We start from the raw sequence: 15379 nt of genomic DNA, 5'->3' as shown, positions 1-15379 counted from the left end.
TTTAAGCACGGTTTCTGCCTAACGTTAAGATCACAGCTTCGCGTGACCAAAATAGCAAAAAACGTTTGCTTTCGATAACCTGAAATACCAGTTGCCAGCCATTTTGTGCTTCATCATTAAGTGTTGCTTCTAGCCTTTTAAGTGGTAACCCGCTCGAACCTAGCAGCAATGTGCCACAGCCACCTTCAACAACATGCAATACTTTATATTCATTAAAATTAGACATCGAGTTTCCTATAGTTTGTTTTTTTTGATAGATAATTCTGTGATTTTAAAAGTGACACCTGAGACTAACCAGATATGATTTTCAACCTAATATAGCTGATTTTTGTATCATTTACTTAAAAAACAGCTGTTTTTCAATTTTTTTCGCAACTTTTTTCTAAGCCGATTTATCAACGCTAGTACAGTTACTTAGGGTCACTTAGCTCTCTTCATTTTAGCCTATTCACAGTTTGTCAACCTTGAATTATCAGTTCCATTACTTTAATCTTTATTTTTATTGAACGTTCAATTAATAAAAATATGCCTAAAGTTGGAATGGAACCTGTCCGTCGTCAGCAGCTAATTGACGCTACTATTAGTTCGGTTGCTGAATTTGGCTTACAAGCAACAACCATTAATAGTATCAGTAAAAAAGCAGGATTATCGTCGGGCATTATTAGTCATTATTTTGGTGGTAAGCAGGGCTTGATAGAAGCCACTGTGCGTTATTTATTAACCAATCTAAAACACGAGCTGATCAAACAAGTAACGCCAACAACGACCCCTGAGCAAAGGTTAATGCTGATAATAGAAGCTAACTTTGCCAGATTACAACAGCGCAGCGATACCACTAAAACTTGGTTAAGCTTTTGGGCGCAATCGATGCACGATGTTCAGTTGCATCGCTTACAGAACGTAAATAGCCGACGACTTCTTAGTAATTTAGTCAGCTCATTTAAACAATTGATGGGTGATGATGAAGCCAAACTTGCAGCGCAATTATGTGCGGCAATGATCGATGGCTTATGGTTAAGAGCGGTACTAAGTAAGTCTGATCAAGATCAATTTGCACATTGTGAACAGCTAGCAAAAAACTTTGTATGTTCACTTATCAAACAGTATGGAGCTTAATGTGACAACACCTGTTTATCAAAACTTTATCAATGGTCACTTTTTAAAAAATCAAAGTGGCGAAACATTTGCAGTTAAAAACCCAGCAACAGATGACGTAATTTATTATGTAGAAGTGGCAGATGCGTTTATTCAAAATGCGGCTATTCAAAGTGCTAAACAAGGATTTGCTGCATGGTCAACTATGAGTCCGATTGAACGTAGTCGTATCTTACTAAAAGCGGTTGCATTATTGCGCGAGCGTAATGATTTACTTGCAAAAATAGAAGTGCTAGATACCGGTAAACCATGGCAAGAAGCCGAGTGTGTTGATGTGCAAACTGGCGCTGATGTAATCGAGTATTTTGCAGGGCTAGCACCTGCCCAAGTTGGCCAGCAGCAAATGGTTGGCGAAGATTTTTATTATACCCGTAAAGAGCCATTAGGGATTTGTGCCGGAATCGGTGCGTGGAACTACCCGCTGCAAATCGCTTGTTGGAAATCAGGCCCAGCTTTGGCTGCCGGAAATGCATTTATTTTTAAACCTTCTGAAGAAACGCCACTTGGCGCAATTAAGCTTGCCGAAATATTCATCGAAGCGGGTGTACCTGCAGGCGTGTTCAACGTGGTGCAAGGTGCAGCAGAAGTTGGCCAGTGGTTAACACAATCAGCTGATATTGAGAAAGTATCGTTTACCGGCGAAGTAGGCACAGGTAAAAAAGTAGTTGCTAGTGCTGCGGGTTCATTAAAAGATGTCACCATGGAACTTGGTGGTAAATCACCACTGCTAGTATTTGATGATGCCGATATTTCACAGGCAGTAAGTGCTGCAATGTTAGGTAATTTTTATACGCAAGGTGAAATTTGCACTAACTGCACCCGTATTTATGTTCACAAAAATGTTTATCAGCAATTTATTGATGAGCTTAAAACACGCACTGAAGAAAATATTATAGCGGGCGATCCACTCGATCCTAACGTTAACTTTGGCGCATTAATTTCCAAAAAGCATCAACAATTAGTGATGAGCTATATCGATAAAGGCATCAGCGAAGGTGCAACGTTATTAACGGGTGGTAAAACGCTTAGCCCAGCCTCTGCACCAAACGGTTACTTTGTTGCACCAACGGTATTTATTGATTGCACTGATGATATGACGATCGTCAAAGAAGAAATCTTTGGTCCCGTAATGAGCGTATTAACGTTTGATGACGAAGATGATGTAATTCACCGTGCTAACGATACTCACTTAGGCCTTGCTGCAGGCGTGTTTACCAAAGATATTAAGCGCGCACACCGTGTTATTCATCAGCTGCAAGCAGGCATTTGTTGGATCAACAGCTACGGCAATTCGCCAGCAGAAATGCCTGTGGGCGGTTATAAGCAGTCAGGTATCGGTCGTGAAAATGGTATTGAAACACTTGATCATTACACCCAAACTAAATCGATTTATGTCGGTATGACTAATATAGAGAGCCCATTTTAATGACTGCACTAACGTATGATTACATCATAGTGGGTGCAGGGTCGGCAGGCTGTGTACTGGCTAATCGTTTATCCGAAGATAGCAGCAACCGCGTTTTATTATTAGAGACTGGCGGCAGCGATAAAAGCATTTTTATTAAAATGCCTACCGCGCTATCAATTCCGATGAATTCAGATAAATACGCGTGGCAGTTTCATAGTGAAGCTGAACCGTATCTAGATGATCGTCAAATGCACTGCCCGCGTGGCAAAGTGTTAGGTGGCTCATCATCTATTAATGGCATGGTGTATGTACGTGGCCATGCTAAAGACTTTGATGAATGGCAACAACATGGTGCACAAGGGTGGGATTATCAATCCTGTTTACCGTATTTTCAAAAAGCAGAATCATTCTATTTAGGTAAAAACGACTATCGTGGTGATCGTGGCCCTTTGGGTGTGAACAACGGTAATGAAATGGCGAACCCGCTTTATAAAGCCTTTATCAAAGCGGGCCAGCAAGCCGGATATGCAGCCACTGACGATTATAACGCAGCGCAGCAAGAGGGTTTTGGTCCAATGCACATGACCGTTAAAGACGGTGTGCGCAGCTCTGCAAGTCGTGAATATTTAGACCCAGTGAAGTCACGTAAAAACTTAGTTATTGTTACTGGTGCGTTGGCTGAAAAGGTGTTGCTTGAAGGCAAAAAAGCCGTTGGCGTGCAGTACAAAGTTAATGGCGATATTGTTAAGGCAAAGGCCAGTAAAGACGTTATTTTAAGTGCCGGTCCGATTGGTTCGCCGCATGTCTTGCAACTTTCGGGTATTGGCGACAGCGAAATACTTAAAGCCGCAGGTATCGAGGTTAAGCACCATTTACCTGGAGTTGGGCAAAACCTGCAAGATCACTTGGAGTTTTATTTCCAGTATAAGTGTAAGCAGCCAATTACCTTAAACGGCAAGCTTGGCCTTATTTCAAAGGGCCTTATTGGCGCGCGTTGGTTATTAAACCGCAGTGGCCTTGGGGCGACTAATCATTTTGAATCTTGTGCATTTATTCGCTCAAAACCGGGGGTTGAGTGGCCTGATATTCAATATCACTTTTTACCTGCGGCAATTCGTTATGACGGTAAAAGTGCTTTTGATGGCCATGGTTTTCAAGTCCATGTAGGGCATAACAAGCCTAAAAGCCGCGGTGCAGTAACGATTAAATCGGCTGATCCAACGGTTGCACCTAAGATCCAATTTAACTATTTACAGCATCAAGATGATATTGAAGGGTTTAGAGCCTGTGTGCGTTTAACGCGTGAAATCATTGAGCAAAGTGCGTTTGATGATTACCGCGATGGCGAAATCCAACCAGGTAAAGAGATTCAAACTGATGAACAAATAGATGCTTTTGTACGTCAGGCAGTTGAGAGTGCTTACCATCCTTCATGTTCATGCAAAATGGGTGAAGATGAACTGGCAGTAGTAAACTCAAACACTCAAGTACATGGCATTGAGGGACTGCATGTGGTGGATTCATCAATCTTCCCAACGGTTCCTAACGGAAATTTAAATGCGCCAACCATTATGGTGGCAGAAAAAGCGGCTGATCTAATTTTAGGTAGGCCACCACTTAGTAAATCGCAAGCAAAGGTTGCTGTTGAATCTCAATGGCAAACTGTGCAGCGTAGTTCGGAGATCTAATAAAGTCACCTGCAGCATACTTTGTGCTGTGGGGCTTGCAGTGGCGCGCATCATAAGTTGTTTGTGGTGCGTTAATGCGAGACTAAAAACACGGAGACATAATGATGTATTTTCATTTATTTTGGGGAGGGAATTATGACCTTATGGCTTAGCGCAGGCATTATTTTCACCCTACTAGCAATTGTTGCAATTTTAGTAAAATGGGGCAATGTAAAGTGTGTTGGCGTCACACCGGTAAGAACATTTACCTTTATCGCCATCTTATTCACATCAGGCTTAGATGTTGGCTTGATCATGTTTCCACTCACTGAGTTTGCAGGTTATGCAGACATAAAAGCAAGCCCAGAGTACGCGTTTGCCAATCCACTAGCTATCGAGTTTGGTTATTGGGGCTTTCTGATCTGGGGATTCTATTTCCTTACGTGCTTTTATTTCTGTGTAATAGAACCTAAAGTGAAATTTTTCGAAATTCCTTGGGTTAAATTAATCAATAATGTAGTTATTATTGGTACTTGTGCCTTCACCGCTTTCTTATTGCTCTCTAACCTACCTTGGTATTTACCTAGTCTAGGTGATGGTGAGTCGATTATTCCGTCATTTTATTTAATTGTATTCGTAGCTATTTGCTTTGCGGTGTATTCAAGCACCGATATTAAATATGTACGTTTTCTAAGTATTTCAACTACCTGGTTATTTATAGCGCTAATTGGTTTTATGTGGTTTGGCGCATTTATGGGCGAAAATGGCCAAGTGTCAGATTTTACAAATAATTTAACGTTAATTGGTAGTTACTTTGGCAATATTAATCAGTTTGTACTGCCACTCAATGATTACCATGAGTTTTATTTATTTTGGTGGTTTGCGTGGAGTATTATGATTGGTCAATTCACATCGCGTTTTGTCGGTGGATTAAAAACCTATCAAGTATTGGGGGCAATGTTAATTTTCCCTTCAATCCCAATCGCAATTTGGTTTGGCGTGCTTTATCAGTATCACGAAGCAGGTATTGCTACGCAAGGGATCAAAAATATTGCAATGGTATTTGTTGGCGTAGTGTTTGTGATCAACTCGCTTGATTCACTGATCCGTTTATACACCGACAATATGGGTATGACGGTTAAACGTTTAGGTAAATTTAAATATATTGCGCTAAATGTTGTCGCTCTTTCATTATTAACCCTATTATTTAAGCAGAACTTTCTACAAATCCAGTGGGTCGGGGTGTTAGTGATTGGTTTGTTCTTTGCGTGTGCAGCCTATATTGCCTATAGCAAAGTTAAAACTGTGAGTAACATTGATAGTTCGCCGAAAGACAACAAAATTGACTACACAAAAATTGAATCAGCTAGCTAGATATTAGCTTATACAGTAGCGAAGGAATTAACATGACAACACAAAAAACATTATTAGCAGTCGCATTACCGTTTGCACTTTTTTCAACCTCAGTATTGGCTGATTGGTCAGCAACCGTAACCGGCGCATCAGATTATACCTTTAATGGTGTGAGCCAAACGCAAAACGACCCAGCGCTACAAGGTAGCCTTGATTATTCATTTGGCGAGTCAGGCATGTATGCTGGCACGTGGGCGTCAAACGTTGACTTTGGTGACGACACAAATATTGAATGGGATGCTTACTTCGGTCGCTATGCGCAGTTAAATGAAGCGCTCAGTATTGATTACGGCCTTGCGTATTACAGTTACCATGGGCAAAGCAACTCAAGCGATGGTAACTACTTTGAAGCTTACACTAAATTTGGTTACGCAAGTGAGTTAGGGCAAACAGAGCTTAACTTCTGGTATAGCTGGGATTATTTTGGTACCGGCGCAGGTCATGTGATTTCTATGGTTGCACACACCATTGAACTTGCACCTAATCACGCACTGCGTGCCAGCTTTGATATTTCAAATTCACTCGATGGCGATAAGTTTGCATGGGATACCGATGGTAAATCGTATAACCACTATCGTCTTGCTTATCAAACAAGTTTAGCGGGTTTTGACATTGAGGTAGCGGGCGAGAACACCAGCCTAGATATTGATACTGCAGATGAGCGTATTGTATTGTCGATAGGCCGTACATTCTCACTATAATTACAGTGCTAGGCAATACTTTTTACATGCGCGGCATAAAGCCGCGCATTATATCTATAAGTCATAGATGATTCGTTATCATTTGTTACATAGAAAATAAACTATGTATTGATTAATTGGTGAAACATATAAGGCCATTGTTAAACCGTAAATTTAGCTATTCGTTGTTGCGCTTATCAGTGTTACGCAGCGAGATTTATAATGTCTCGCTGTACTCAGTCATGATCTGTTCAACCCAGTTAGCGATACGCTCATCACTGTGTTCGTATTGGCTGTCTTCATCAAGGGCTAAACCAACGAAGTGTTTGCCATCTTCGGTGAGTGCCTTAGAGGCTTCAAACTCATACGTGCTGTCGTTCGGCCACAATCCTAATAAAGTATATTGTTGGCTACTTATTTCATCATGTAACATACCAAGTGCATCTTGAAACCATTGACCATAACCTTGTTGATCGCCCATGCCAAATAAAGCGATGGTTTTGCCATTGAGATCAACATCTTTAATGTCGTCCCAAATCGACTCCCAATCTTCTTGTAACTCGCCAAAATCCCATGTGGAGATACCAAAGATGATAAAGTCGTAATTTTCTGCATTTTTTAATGGTTCATCTTTGATGTTATGCAGGCTGACAATGTCTTGACCGATAATATCGCGAATTTTTTCTGCTGCTATTTCTGTATAGCATGTGGTAGAACCATAAAATAAACCAATTTGCATCGTATTTATCACTGTGTATTTGCCTGATATGATAGGCTGAAGTTTACCGTAAGGTATTATTAATTGATACCTTGATAACTATGAGAATAACTGTGACCACGTTACCTGATCATGAGTCATTAGACTCAGCCATTACAGATCACGACGAACTACTCGGTAATAGCGATTATCTTGAATCTTTTTTAGATAACCTCTATTTAGAACAACACGTAAGCGATAACACTTTATCTGCGTATCGCAGCGACTTGGATAAATTTTGCCACTTTTTAAAAGGTCAAGATTTGCTCACCGTGAGTGGCCAAGATATTGAAAGCTATTTAGCGCATCGTGTTGATTTAGGTTTAAAGCCTCGCAGTACGGCGCGCAGTATTAGCGCGTTAAAGCGCTTTTACCAATACTTTGTACGTGAAAAACACATTACTGATTCGCCAATGGTAAATATTGCTCAGCCTAAAGCGGGCCTATCATTGCCGAAAACGTTGTCAGAAAATGAAGTAGAAGCACTTTTGGCGGCGCCTAATGTTGAAGAGCCGATGGGCTTGCGAGACAAAGCTATGTTAGAGCTATTATATGCAACGGGTTTACGGGTTAGCGAGTTAGTTGGGTTGCGTATTGAACAAATTAATTTGCGCCAAGCAGTGGTGTTTGTTAAAGGTAAAGGTAATAAAGAGCGTTTGGTGCCGCTTGGCGAAGAGGCTATGTATTGGCTCGAGCAATTTTTAAAAGTGGGGCGCGCGCAAATGATCAAACATGCCACTGATTTTGTGTTTCCGTCAAAGCGTGGAGTCGGTATGACTCGACAAACTTTTTGGCATCGTATTAAACACTATGCTATTTTGGCAGCAGTTGAATCGCCTTTATCGCCCCATACGTTGCGCCATGCGTTCGCAACACACTTACTAAATCATGGTGCTGACCTAAGGGTTGTACAGATGATGTTAGGGCATAGTGATTTATCAACCACACAAATTTATACCCATGTAGCTAATGAACGGTTAAAATTGGTACATCAACAACATCATCCGCGCGCTTAGTGAGAATTTTTTCGTACTTCGGCGGTCTGAGTAGTTAAGAATTATCAGGATATAAGAGAACATTATGAAAAAGTTAGTATTAGCCGGTGCGATATTAGGCACCAGTATAAGTGCGTTTGCCAATGGCGTTGCAGCCATTCCTGATGCCAACGATCCAATCGTGACTAAGTTTGCAGAGCTAGGTGTTACTGTTAAGCAAATTAGCCCAAGCCCAGTGGCTGGTTTAAAAGAGTTGATCACTGATAAAGGCGTGCTGTATGCAAGCGCAGATGGTCAATACTTAATGCAAGGCACCTTGATTGATTTAAATAACCGTAACAATCTAACCGAGCAAGCGCTTAATGGCGTTCGTAAAGAAGGCCTAGCGCAATACGAAGACTCAATGATTGTTTACAAAGCTAAAAATGAGAAACATAGCATAACTGTGTTTACTGATATTAGCTGTGGTTATTGCCGTAAGTTACACCGCGAGCTTGATGATTTACTTGAAGCGGGTATTACCGTTAAGTATTTAGCGTTTCCACGTGGTGGTTTACAAGGCTCAGGCTATGCAGATCTAATGAATGTTTGGTGTGCTAAAGATCAACAAGAAGCAATGACAGCAGCAAAATCGGGCGCTGATACAAAAGTAATGGCCGGTTGTCATGCCCCAGTTGCAGAACATTATCAGCTTGGCCAAAGTTTTGGCATTAGCGGTACACCAGCAATTATTTTAGAAGATGGTACGATGATCCCAGGTTATCAGCCTGCGGCCGCATTAGCTGCTGCGTTAGACGCTAATAAATCGTCATAGTATTATGCTTTTTATAAAAAGGCCGTTAAGGCCTTTTTTTGTCTTTATTCCTTAATCTAAAAGTACCGCGCCTGCATGAAAAAATTAATTGTTGCTCGTGATCATCATGATGATTCACACCTGCCAAGCCATTTGCACCCTGTTATTAAACAAATTTATGCCAGCCGCCAAGTTAATCATGCCGATGAGCTAAATAATAGCGCAGCCACTTTGCATGACTTCAAATTATTTAAAGACATAGATAAAGCCACCGCTTTACTTCAACATGCTCTGCGAGCGCAAAGTAAAGTGCTGATCGTGGGTGATTTTGATGCCGATGGCGCAACCAGCACCGCTACCTTAATGCAAGGCTTAGCGATGTTTGGTTTTGCTCATTTAGACTATTTAGTGCCAGACAGATTCAGCTTAGGCTATGGTTTAAGTCCCGCGTTGGCCGAGCAAATAGTCACTATGGCACCAGATCTAGTGATTACTGTTGATAATGGTATTTCCTGTATTGCTGGCATCGCAATTGTAAAAGCCGCGGGCATTAAAGTGCTGGTTACCGATCACCACTTGCAAGGCGAACAACTACCCAATGCTGACGCTATCGTTAACCCTAATCGCCATGATTGTGAGTTTCCATCAAAATCAATCGCAGGAGTCGGGGTTGCATTTTATTTATTGATTGCGCTTAGAAGTGCATTGCGTGATGTTGGTCATTTTGCGCAGCAACCACCGCCTAACTTAGCCGATCTGCTTGATATTGTAGCGCTAGGTACGGTTGCTGATGTGGTGGCACTGGATGCCAATAATCGCACCTTAGTTCACCAAGGTCTAGCGCGAATTCGTAGCGGCAAAACACGCCCAGGTATTACAGCGCTGATTGAGGTCGCTAATCGTAACGCAGCGCGTTTAAGCGCCAGTGATTTTGGTTTTTCGCTTGCACCACGCTTAAATGCCGCTGGGCGTTTAGATGATATGAGTTTAGGCATAGCTTGCTTACTGGCCACTGATATCAATCAAGCGCGACGCATAGCCGCTGAGCTGGATAGTTTAAACCATGAGCGTCGAGAGATAGAGCAGGGCATGCAACTTGAAGCACAAGCCGTGCTAGATAAGCTCGCTTTTAGCGATGAACAAACACCTGATGCTATCTGTTTATATCAAGAAGACTGGCATCAAGGTGTGATCGGTATTTTAGCGGGACGTTTAAAAGAGAAATACCACCGCCCAACAGTAATTTTTGCTGGTGGCGACAACGGTGAAATAAAGGGCTCTTGCCGCTCGATTGAAGGCTTGCACATGCGTGACTTGCTTGAGCGCTTAAATACCTTGCATCCACATTTGATCAGTAAATTTGGTGGTCATGCTATGGCGGCCGGTCTGAGTATTAATGAGCAGCACTTTAGTGAGTTTAAACGTGAGTTTGAGCAGGCGGTAAGTGGGCAGCTAAGTGAAGAGCATAAACGCTGTATTATCTTAACCGATGGCGAGCTTGCTGATGACTGCTTTAGCATGGAGTTTGCAAATGTACTCAAACAAGCAGGGCCATGGGGGCAGCAATTTCCAGAACCCGTGTTTGAACACACTTTTGAACTCGTACAGCAGCGCATTGTTGGTGAAAAGCACTTAAAGCTGGTATTAAAACACCGTTCAGGGCGTTTGGTTGATGCTATTGCCTTCGGTATTGATGTGCGCGAGTGGCCTGATACTGAAGCGCGCTTGGTGAAATTGGCCTATCAGCTCGATATCAATGAGTTTAGAGGTAAATTTTCATTACAGTTAATTGTCCGTGAGCTGCAAAAAGTAGCTTAAAAAATATCTATTATCGATGCATAAAGTACTAATAAAACGCACGGTTTTTTGTTAAAATCGGGCGTTTTATTATTTAAAGCGAAATTTAAATAATTATTAGCATAATTTTACCTGGCGATTAGCCGCGTAAACCAGCCATTTTGGAGTAATGTACATGTTTGAAGTGAATCCTGTGATTAATCAAATCAAGGAAATTCGCGAACGTACTGAACTGCTTCGGGGGTACCTTTGACTACGCTCTTAAACAAGAACGTTTAGAAGAAGTTAACGCCGAACTTGAAGATTCAGCCGTATGGAATGAGCCCGAGCGAGCACAAGCACTAGGTCGTGAAAAGTCAGCATTAGAAGCGGTTGTTGAAACTATCGATAATCTAGTAACTGGTACTGACGATGTTGAAGGGTTGCTTGAACTTGCAGTTGAAGCAGAAGATGAAGAGACCTTCAATGAAGCACAAAGCGAACTGACAGACCTAAACGAACAGCTTGAAGGTTTAGAATTTCGTCGCATGTTCTCTGGCGCACATGACGCAAATGATGCTTACCTTGATTTACAATCAGGCTCAGGCGGTACAGAAGCTCAAGACTGGTGTAACATGTTATTACGCATGTATTTACGCTGGGGTGAAGCCAAAGGCTTTAAAGTTGAACTGGTAGAGGCCACTGACGGTGATGTTGCCGGTATTAAAGGCGCAACCGTGCGCTTTGTTGGTGAATACGCGTATGGCTGGTTACGTACAGAAACTGGGGTTCATCGTTTAGTACGTAAAAGCCCATTTGATTCAAGTGGCCGTCGTCATACCTCGTTTGCTTCTGCATTTGTTTATCCAGAAGTTGACGATAATATTGAGATTGATATTAATCCGGCTGATTTACGTATCGACGTATACCGTGCATCAGGCGCGGGTGGTCAGCACGTAAATACCACAGAATCTGCGGTACGTATTACCCACGTACCGACAAATACGGTAGTGCAGTGTCAGAACGAACGCTCTCAACATAAAAATAAAGCACAAGCGATGAAGCAGTTAAAAGCGAAGTTATTTGAGCTTGAGCTACAGCAGCAAAATGCTGAAAAGCAAACCCAAGAAGATGCCAAATCTGACATCGGCTGGGGCAGTCAAATACGTTCATACGTACTTGATGATGCGCGCATTAAAGATTTACGTACCGGCGTTGAAAACCGTAATACCCAATCGGTACTTGACGGCAATTTAGATAAATTTATTGAAGCCAGCTTAAAATCTGGCCTATAACCACCAAGCTAAAAAAGAGCTAAAAAATGACTGATCAAATCCAAGACGAAAATAAGTTAATCGCTGAGCGTCGTGGCAAATTAGACGCTATTCGCGCCAATTGCCCTGCTAACGGTCATCCAAATCAATTCCGTCGTGAGCATTACACGGCAGACTTACAGGCCGAGTTTGGTGATAAGAGTAAAGAAGAATTAGTAGAGCTTAACCACGTTGTGTCTATCGCGGGTCGTATCCTAGCTAAACGCGGACCATTCTTTGTAATTCAAGACATGAAAGGTCGTGTGCAAGCGTATGCATCAAAAGATGTCCAAAAAGATCTGAAAGAAAAATACGGTCAATTAGACACTGGCGATATTATTGGTGTTAAAGGCGCGCTTAATAAATCAGGCAAAGGCGATTTATACGTAGAAATGACAGAGTATCAATTACTGACTAAGTCACTACGTCCACTTCCTGAAAAATTCCATGGCTTATCTGATCAAGAAACTAAATACCGCCAACGTTATGTTGATTTGATCACTAATGAAGCAACCCGTGAAACGTTCCGTATTCGTTCACAAGTAGTTGAAGGTATTCGTCGCTTCTTAGCAGATCGTGACTTTATGGAAGTTGAAACGCCAATGCTACAGGTTATCCCTGGTGGTGCATCTGCGCGTCCATTCGTGACTCATCACAATGCCCTTGATATCGATATGTACTTACGTATTGCACCAGAGCTTTACTTAAAACGTTTAGTAGTAGGTGGTTTTGACCGTGTATTTGAAATTAACCGTAACTTCCGTAACGAAGGGTTATCAACGCGTCACAACCCAGAATTCACTATGATCGAATTCTACCAAGCCTACGCTGATTACATTGACCTGATGAACATCACCGAAGACATGTTGCGTACTGTTGCGACTAACGTATTGGGTAGCCCAATCGTTGTTAATACGACTAAAAACGAGAACGGCGAAGTGGTTGACTCAGTAGAGTATGACTTTGGCCAACCGTTTACCCGTTTAAGTATGGCGGATGCGATTTTAAAATATAATCCTGAGTTTAATGCTGCAGTATTCAATGATCCAGAAAATCACTTTGACGAATTAAAAGCGTACGCAAAGCAAGTGCACGTTAAAATTCCTGAAAATTGTGTGTGGGGCCCAGGTAAGTTCTTATGTGAAATATTTGAAGAAACAGCAGAGCACATGCTTATTCAACCTACTTTCATCACCGGTTACCCGTGGGAAGTATCACCACTTGCTCGTCGTAACGATGAAAACCCATTTGTTACTGACCGTTTTGAATTCTTTGTTGGTGGCCGTGAGCTTGCAAATGGTTTCTCTGAGCTTAATGATGCACAAGATCAAGCTGAGCGCTTTACTCGCCAAGTGGAAGAAAAAGACGCCGGCGATGATGAAGCAATGCACTACGACGAAGATTACATTCGCGCGCTAGAGTATGGCCTTCCGCCTACGGCAGGTGAGGGGATTGGTATCGACCGTTTAGTGATGCTATTTACTGACTCATCAACAATTAAAGATGTTATCTTGTTCCCGCATATGCGCCCACAAGCTGACTAATGCTATGTTAGATTAAGTTGATATTATAAACGCCGCTTTAATAGCGGCGTTTTTGTGTCTGTAGCGGGTCCCGTCAATGGAAATTATACTGGCAATAATAAAATTTTAATTTTAACGTATTGAATTATGTGAAAATAAAAATTAATTATATAAAATCATCAAAATGAACGAGCATTATTTCTAAATTTAGCTAAACTATTGACTGAAAAAACAGCATAAAGCATGGTTTTTTAAACTCGCGTCAATCTAAAGGGCTTATATAAACGGATTTTATATGAAAGATAATAAACCTGATTCACCCTCTGAAGTACTCAGTATTGAATTACAAAGAGAAACCTATTATCGAGCATGTATTGCTGAATTTCAGCAATTAGGCTACCAAGATCAATATCTCGAACAATTAACTGACGAATTAGTGCCTGTTCTCGGTGTATCCGCTGATATTAAAACCTCTTAATTTGATTAACGATTAAACAAAGTTGACTCTTTTTTGGCTGTTATGGGTGTTCTCTAACCATACAGTTACTTTAAACAAGAAAAGTGTTTGACATATTTTCTGAAATCTTTATTATACGCCCCACAAGACGGAGAGGTGGCCGAGTGGCCGAAGGCGCTCCCCTGCTAAGGGAGTATAGGGTTTGTAGCTCTATCGAGGGTTCGAATCCCTCCTTCTCCGCCATTTATTTTATAAATGGTTATCTTGTAAAGTAAAGAATGGGCGCATAGCTCAGCTGGATAGAGTACTCGGCTACGAACCGAGCGGTCGGAGGTTCGAATCCTCCTGCGCCCACCATCCTTTACACACTCTGCTTAGAGTTTAAATAAGCAAGTAAAAGTGATTGGTTTAGTAAACCAAGCGGTCGGAGGTTCACTCTTTGAAGATACGTCCTGCGCCCACCATCATTTACTTATTAGTAAGAAACTCGAATTAGAGTATAAAAAAGTGGGCGCATAGCTCAGCTGGATAGAGTACTCGGCTACGAACCGAGCGGTCGGAGGTTCGAATCCTCCTGCGCCCACCACTTTTATTTACTACTGAGAGTTATATTAGTTATTGCATACTAATATGTCAGAGAAGACATTAAAATCGAAATAGAATGTGGGCGCATAGCTCAGCTGGATAGAGTACTCGGCTACGAACCGAGCGGTCGGAGGTTCGAATCCTCCTGCGCCCACCACTTTCTATTAGTGTTAATTTATAAAGAGCCCGACACATGGTCGGTTTTTTTATCTTTAAAATCCGTAATAAGCTTTGTTATTAATTAGCTTAATGCGTCAGTCAAAGTAAGACTTTAAAATCAAAATAGAATGTGGGCGCATAGCTCAGCTGGATAGAGTACTCGGCTACGAACCGAGCGGTCGGAGGTTCGAATCCTCCTGCGCCCACCACTTTCTATTTAAAGGTAACCGACGAGAGTCGGTTTTTTTATGCCTGAAATTTGCTGTAGGCTCGGGTTTATCCCGCACTTTTTAAAGTTGAAACCACCAACCGAGCGGTCAGAGGTTCACTCTTTGAAGATACGTCCTGCGCTCACCACTTTCTATTACTATTAAAGTTAATAGAAGGTAACCGACGAGAGTCGGTTTTTTATGCCTGAAATTTGCTGTAGGCTCGGGTTTATCCCGCGCTTTTTAAAGTTGAAACCACCAACCGATCGGTCGAAGGTTCACTCTTTGAAGATACGTCCTGCGCTCACCACTTTCTATTACTATTAAAGTTAATAGAAGGTAACCGACGAGAGTCGGTTTTTTATGCCTGAATTTTGCTGTAGGCTCGGGTTTATCCCGCGCTTTTTAAAGTTGAAACCACCAACCGATCGGTCGAAGGTTCACTCTTTGAAGATACGTCCTGCGCTCACCACTTTCTATTACTATTAA

Annotated in this window: 13 protein-coding genes and 5 tRNA genes; 16 read left to right on the top strand and 2 right to left on the bottom strand. The window is 41.8% G+C overall.

Features of this window, described 5'->3' with window-relative positions:
* Window position 1: 1 nt before the first annotated feature.
* Entirely contained in the window at window positions 2–226 is a 225-nt protein-coding gene (locus H5232_RS10170; protein WP_145240804.1) for a DUF4177 domain-containing protein, read from the bottom strand.
* Window positions 227–525: 299 nt separating this feature from the next.
* Here H5232_RS10170 and betI point away from each other — a divergent pair, with 299 nt between their 5' ends.
* From betI to H5232_RS10145, 5 genes are all read left to right on the top strand, one after another.
* Entirely contained in the window at window positions 526–1116 is a 591-nt protein-coding gene (gene betI, locus H5232_RS10165) for a transcriptional regulator BetI (RefSeq protein WP_145240806.1), read from the top strand.
* A 1-nt stretch (window position 1117) separates the two neighbouring features.
* Window positions 1118–2581, top strand: a complete 1464-nt coding sequence (betB, locus tag H5232_RS10160) for a betaine-aldehyde dehydrogenase (RefSeq protein ID WP_145240808.1) — start codon at window positions 1118–1120, stop codon at window positions 2579–2581.
* Window positions 2581–4251: a choline dehydrogenase gene (gene betA / locus H5232_RS10155; RefSeq protein WP_182830835.1), complete on the top strand. Its 1671-nt coding sequence runs from the start codon at window positions 2581–2583 to the stop codon at window positions 4249–4251. The genes betB and betA overlap by 1 nt, the downstream gene beginning before the upstream one ends.
* A gap of 135 nt (window positions 4252–4386) precedes the next feature.
* Window positions 4387–5604 carry a BCCT family transporter gene (locus H5232_RS10150; RefSeq protein WP_182830834.1) on the top strand — a complete coding sequence of 406 codons (1218 nt, stop codon included), beginning with the start codon at window positions 4387–4389 and terminating at the stop codon, window positions 5602–5604.
* 32 nt (window positions 5605–5636) lie between these two features.
* Window positions 5637–6344: a TorF family putative porin gene (locus tag H5232_RS10145; RefSeq protein WP_145240814.1), complete on the top strand. Its 708-nt coding sequence runs from the start codon at window positions 5637–5639 to the stop codon at window positions 6342–6344.
* 196 nt (window positions 6345–6540) lie between these two features.
* Here the strand turns inward: H5232_RS10145 and fldB are convergent, their stop codons facing one another.
* A complete protein-coding gene (gene fldB, locus H5232_RS10140; RefSeq protein WP_149981789.1) occupies window positions 6541–7062 on the bottom strand; it encodes a flavodoxin FldB in 522 nt (173 codons plus the stop codon).
* 80 nt (window positions 7063–7142) lie between these two features.
* Here fldB and xerD point away from each other — a divergent pair, with 80 nt between their 5' ends.
* The 11 genes from xerD (at window position 7143) to H5232_RS10085 (ending at window position 14890) form a co-directional block, all read left to right on the top strand.
* Window positions 7143–8096: a site-specific tyrosine recombinase XerD gene (gene xerD / locus H5232_RS10135; RefSeq protein ID WP_220491296.1), complete on the top strand. Its 954-nt coding sequence runs from the start codon at window positions 7143–7145 to the stop codon at window positions 8094–8096.
* 64 nt (window positions 8097–8160) lie between these two features.
* On the top strand, window positions 8161–8889 hold the full coding sequence (gene dsbC, locus H5232_RS10130; RefSeq protein WP_145240834.1) for a bifunctional protein-disulfide isomerase/oxidoreductase DsbC: 729 nt from the start codon (window positions 8161–8163) through the stop codon (window positions 8887–8889).
* 75 nt (window positions 8890–8964) lie between these two features.
* The gene (recJ, locus tag H5232_RS10125) at window positions 8965–10686 is read left to right on the top strand and encodes a single-stranded-DNA-specific exonuclease RecJ (RefSeq protein ID WP_145240836.1); all 1722 of its coding nucleotides are present in this window, start codon (window positions 8965–8967) and stop codon (window positions 10684–10686) included.
* Window positions 10687–10840: 154 nt separating this feature from the next.
* A protein-coding gene (gene prfB / locus H5232_RS10120; protein ID WP_145240838.1) for a peptide chain release factor 2 occupies window positions 10841–11939 on the top strand; the annotation gives its coding sequence in 2 pieces (ribosomal slippage) (window positions 10841–10915 and window positions 10917–11939; 1098 coding nt in all).
* A 26-nt stretch (window positions 11940–11965) separates the two neighbouring features.
* Window positions 11966–13501: a lysine--tRNA ligase gene (gene lysS / locus H5232_RS10115; protein ID WP_145240841.1), complete on the top strand. Its 1536-nt coding sequence runs from the start codon at window positions 11966–11968 to the stop codon at window positions 13499–13501.
* Window positions 13502–13775: 274 nt separating this feature from the next.
* A complete protein-coding gene (locus H5232_RS10110) occupies window positions 13776–13958 on the top strand; it encodes a hypothetical protein (protein ID WP_145240843.1) in 183 nt (60 codons plus the stop codon).
* A 129-nt stretch (window positions 13959–14087) separates the two neighbouring features.
* Window positions 14088–14180: transfer RNA gene (locus H5232_RS10105), tRNA-Ser, on the top strand.
* Between the two features lie 37 nt (window positions 14181–14217).
* A tRNA-Arg gene (locus tag H5232_RS10100) sits at window positions 14218–14294 on the top strand.
* Between the two features lie 152 nt (window positions 14295–14446).
* Window positions 14447–14523 (top strand) — tRNA-Arg (locus tag H5232_RS10095).
* 79 nt (window positions 14524–14602) lie between these two features.
* A tRNA-Arg gene (locus tag H5232_RS10090) sits at window positions 14603–14679 on the top strand.
* Between the two features lie 134 nt (window positions 14680–14813).
* A tRNA-Arg gene (locus H5232_RS10085) sits at window positions 14814–14890 on the top strand.
* Window positions 14891–15379 lie beyond the last annotated feature (489 nt).

The organism is Pseudoalteromonas sp. SG41-5, from assembly GCF_014164495.1.
GTDB lineage: Bacteria > Pseudomonadota > Gammaproteobacteria > Enterobacterales > Alteromonadaceae > Pseudoalteromonas > Pseudoalteromonas rhizosphaerae.
This window is presented reverse-complemented; position numbering and strand designations above follow the sequence as displayed.

What these genes read in the sequence shown, in the direction of transcription:
- fldB (WP_149981789.1), bottom strand. Translation starts at nt 7,062, where the DNA reads ATGCAAATTGGTTTATTTTATGGTTCTACCACATGCTATACAGAAATA.
- recJ (WP_145240836.1), top strand. Translation starts at nt 8,965, where the DNA reads ATGAAAAAATTAATTGTTGCTCGTGATCATCATGATGATTCACACCTG.
- betI (WP_145240806.1), top strand. Translation starts at nt 526, where the DNA reads ATGCCTAAAGTTGGAATGGAACCTGTCCGTCGTCAGCAGCTAATTGAC.
- H5232_RS10150 (WP_182830834.1), top strand. Translation starts at nt 4,387, where the DNA reads ATGACCTTATGGCTTAGCGCAGGCATTATTTTCACCCTACTAGCAATT.
- H5232_RS10170 (WP_145240804.1), bottom strand. Translation starts at nt 226, where the DNA reads ATGTCTAATTTTAATGAATATAAAGTATTGCATGTTGTTGAAGGTGGC.
- H5232_RS10145 (WP_145240814.1), top strand. Translation starts at nt 5,637, where the DNA reads ATGACAACACAAAAAACATTATTAGCAGTCGCATTACCGTTTGCACTT.
- H5232_RS10110 (WP_145240843.1), top strand. Translation starts at nt 13,776, where the DNA reads ATGAAAGATAATAAACCTGATTCACCCTCTGAAGTACTCAGTATTGAA.
- betA (WP_182830835.1), top strand. Translation starts at nt 2,581, where the DNA reads ATGACTGCACTAACGTATGATTACATCATAGTGGGTGCAGGGTCGGCA.
- lysS (WP_145240841.1), top strand. Translation starts at nt 11,966, where the DNA reads ATGACTGATCAAATCCAAGACGAAAATAAGTTAATCGCTGAGCGTCGT.
- xerD (WP_220491296.1), top strand. Translation starts at nt 7,143, where the DNA reads ATGAGAATAACTGTGACCACGTTACCTGATCATGAGTCATTAGACTCA.
- dsbC (WP_145240834.1), top strand. Translation starts at nt 8,161, where the DNA reads ATGAAAAAGTTAGTATTAGCCGGTGCGATATTAGGCACCAGTATAAGT.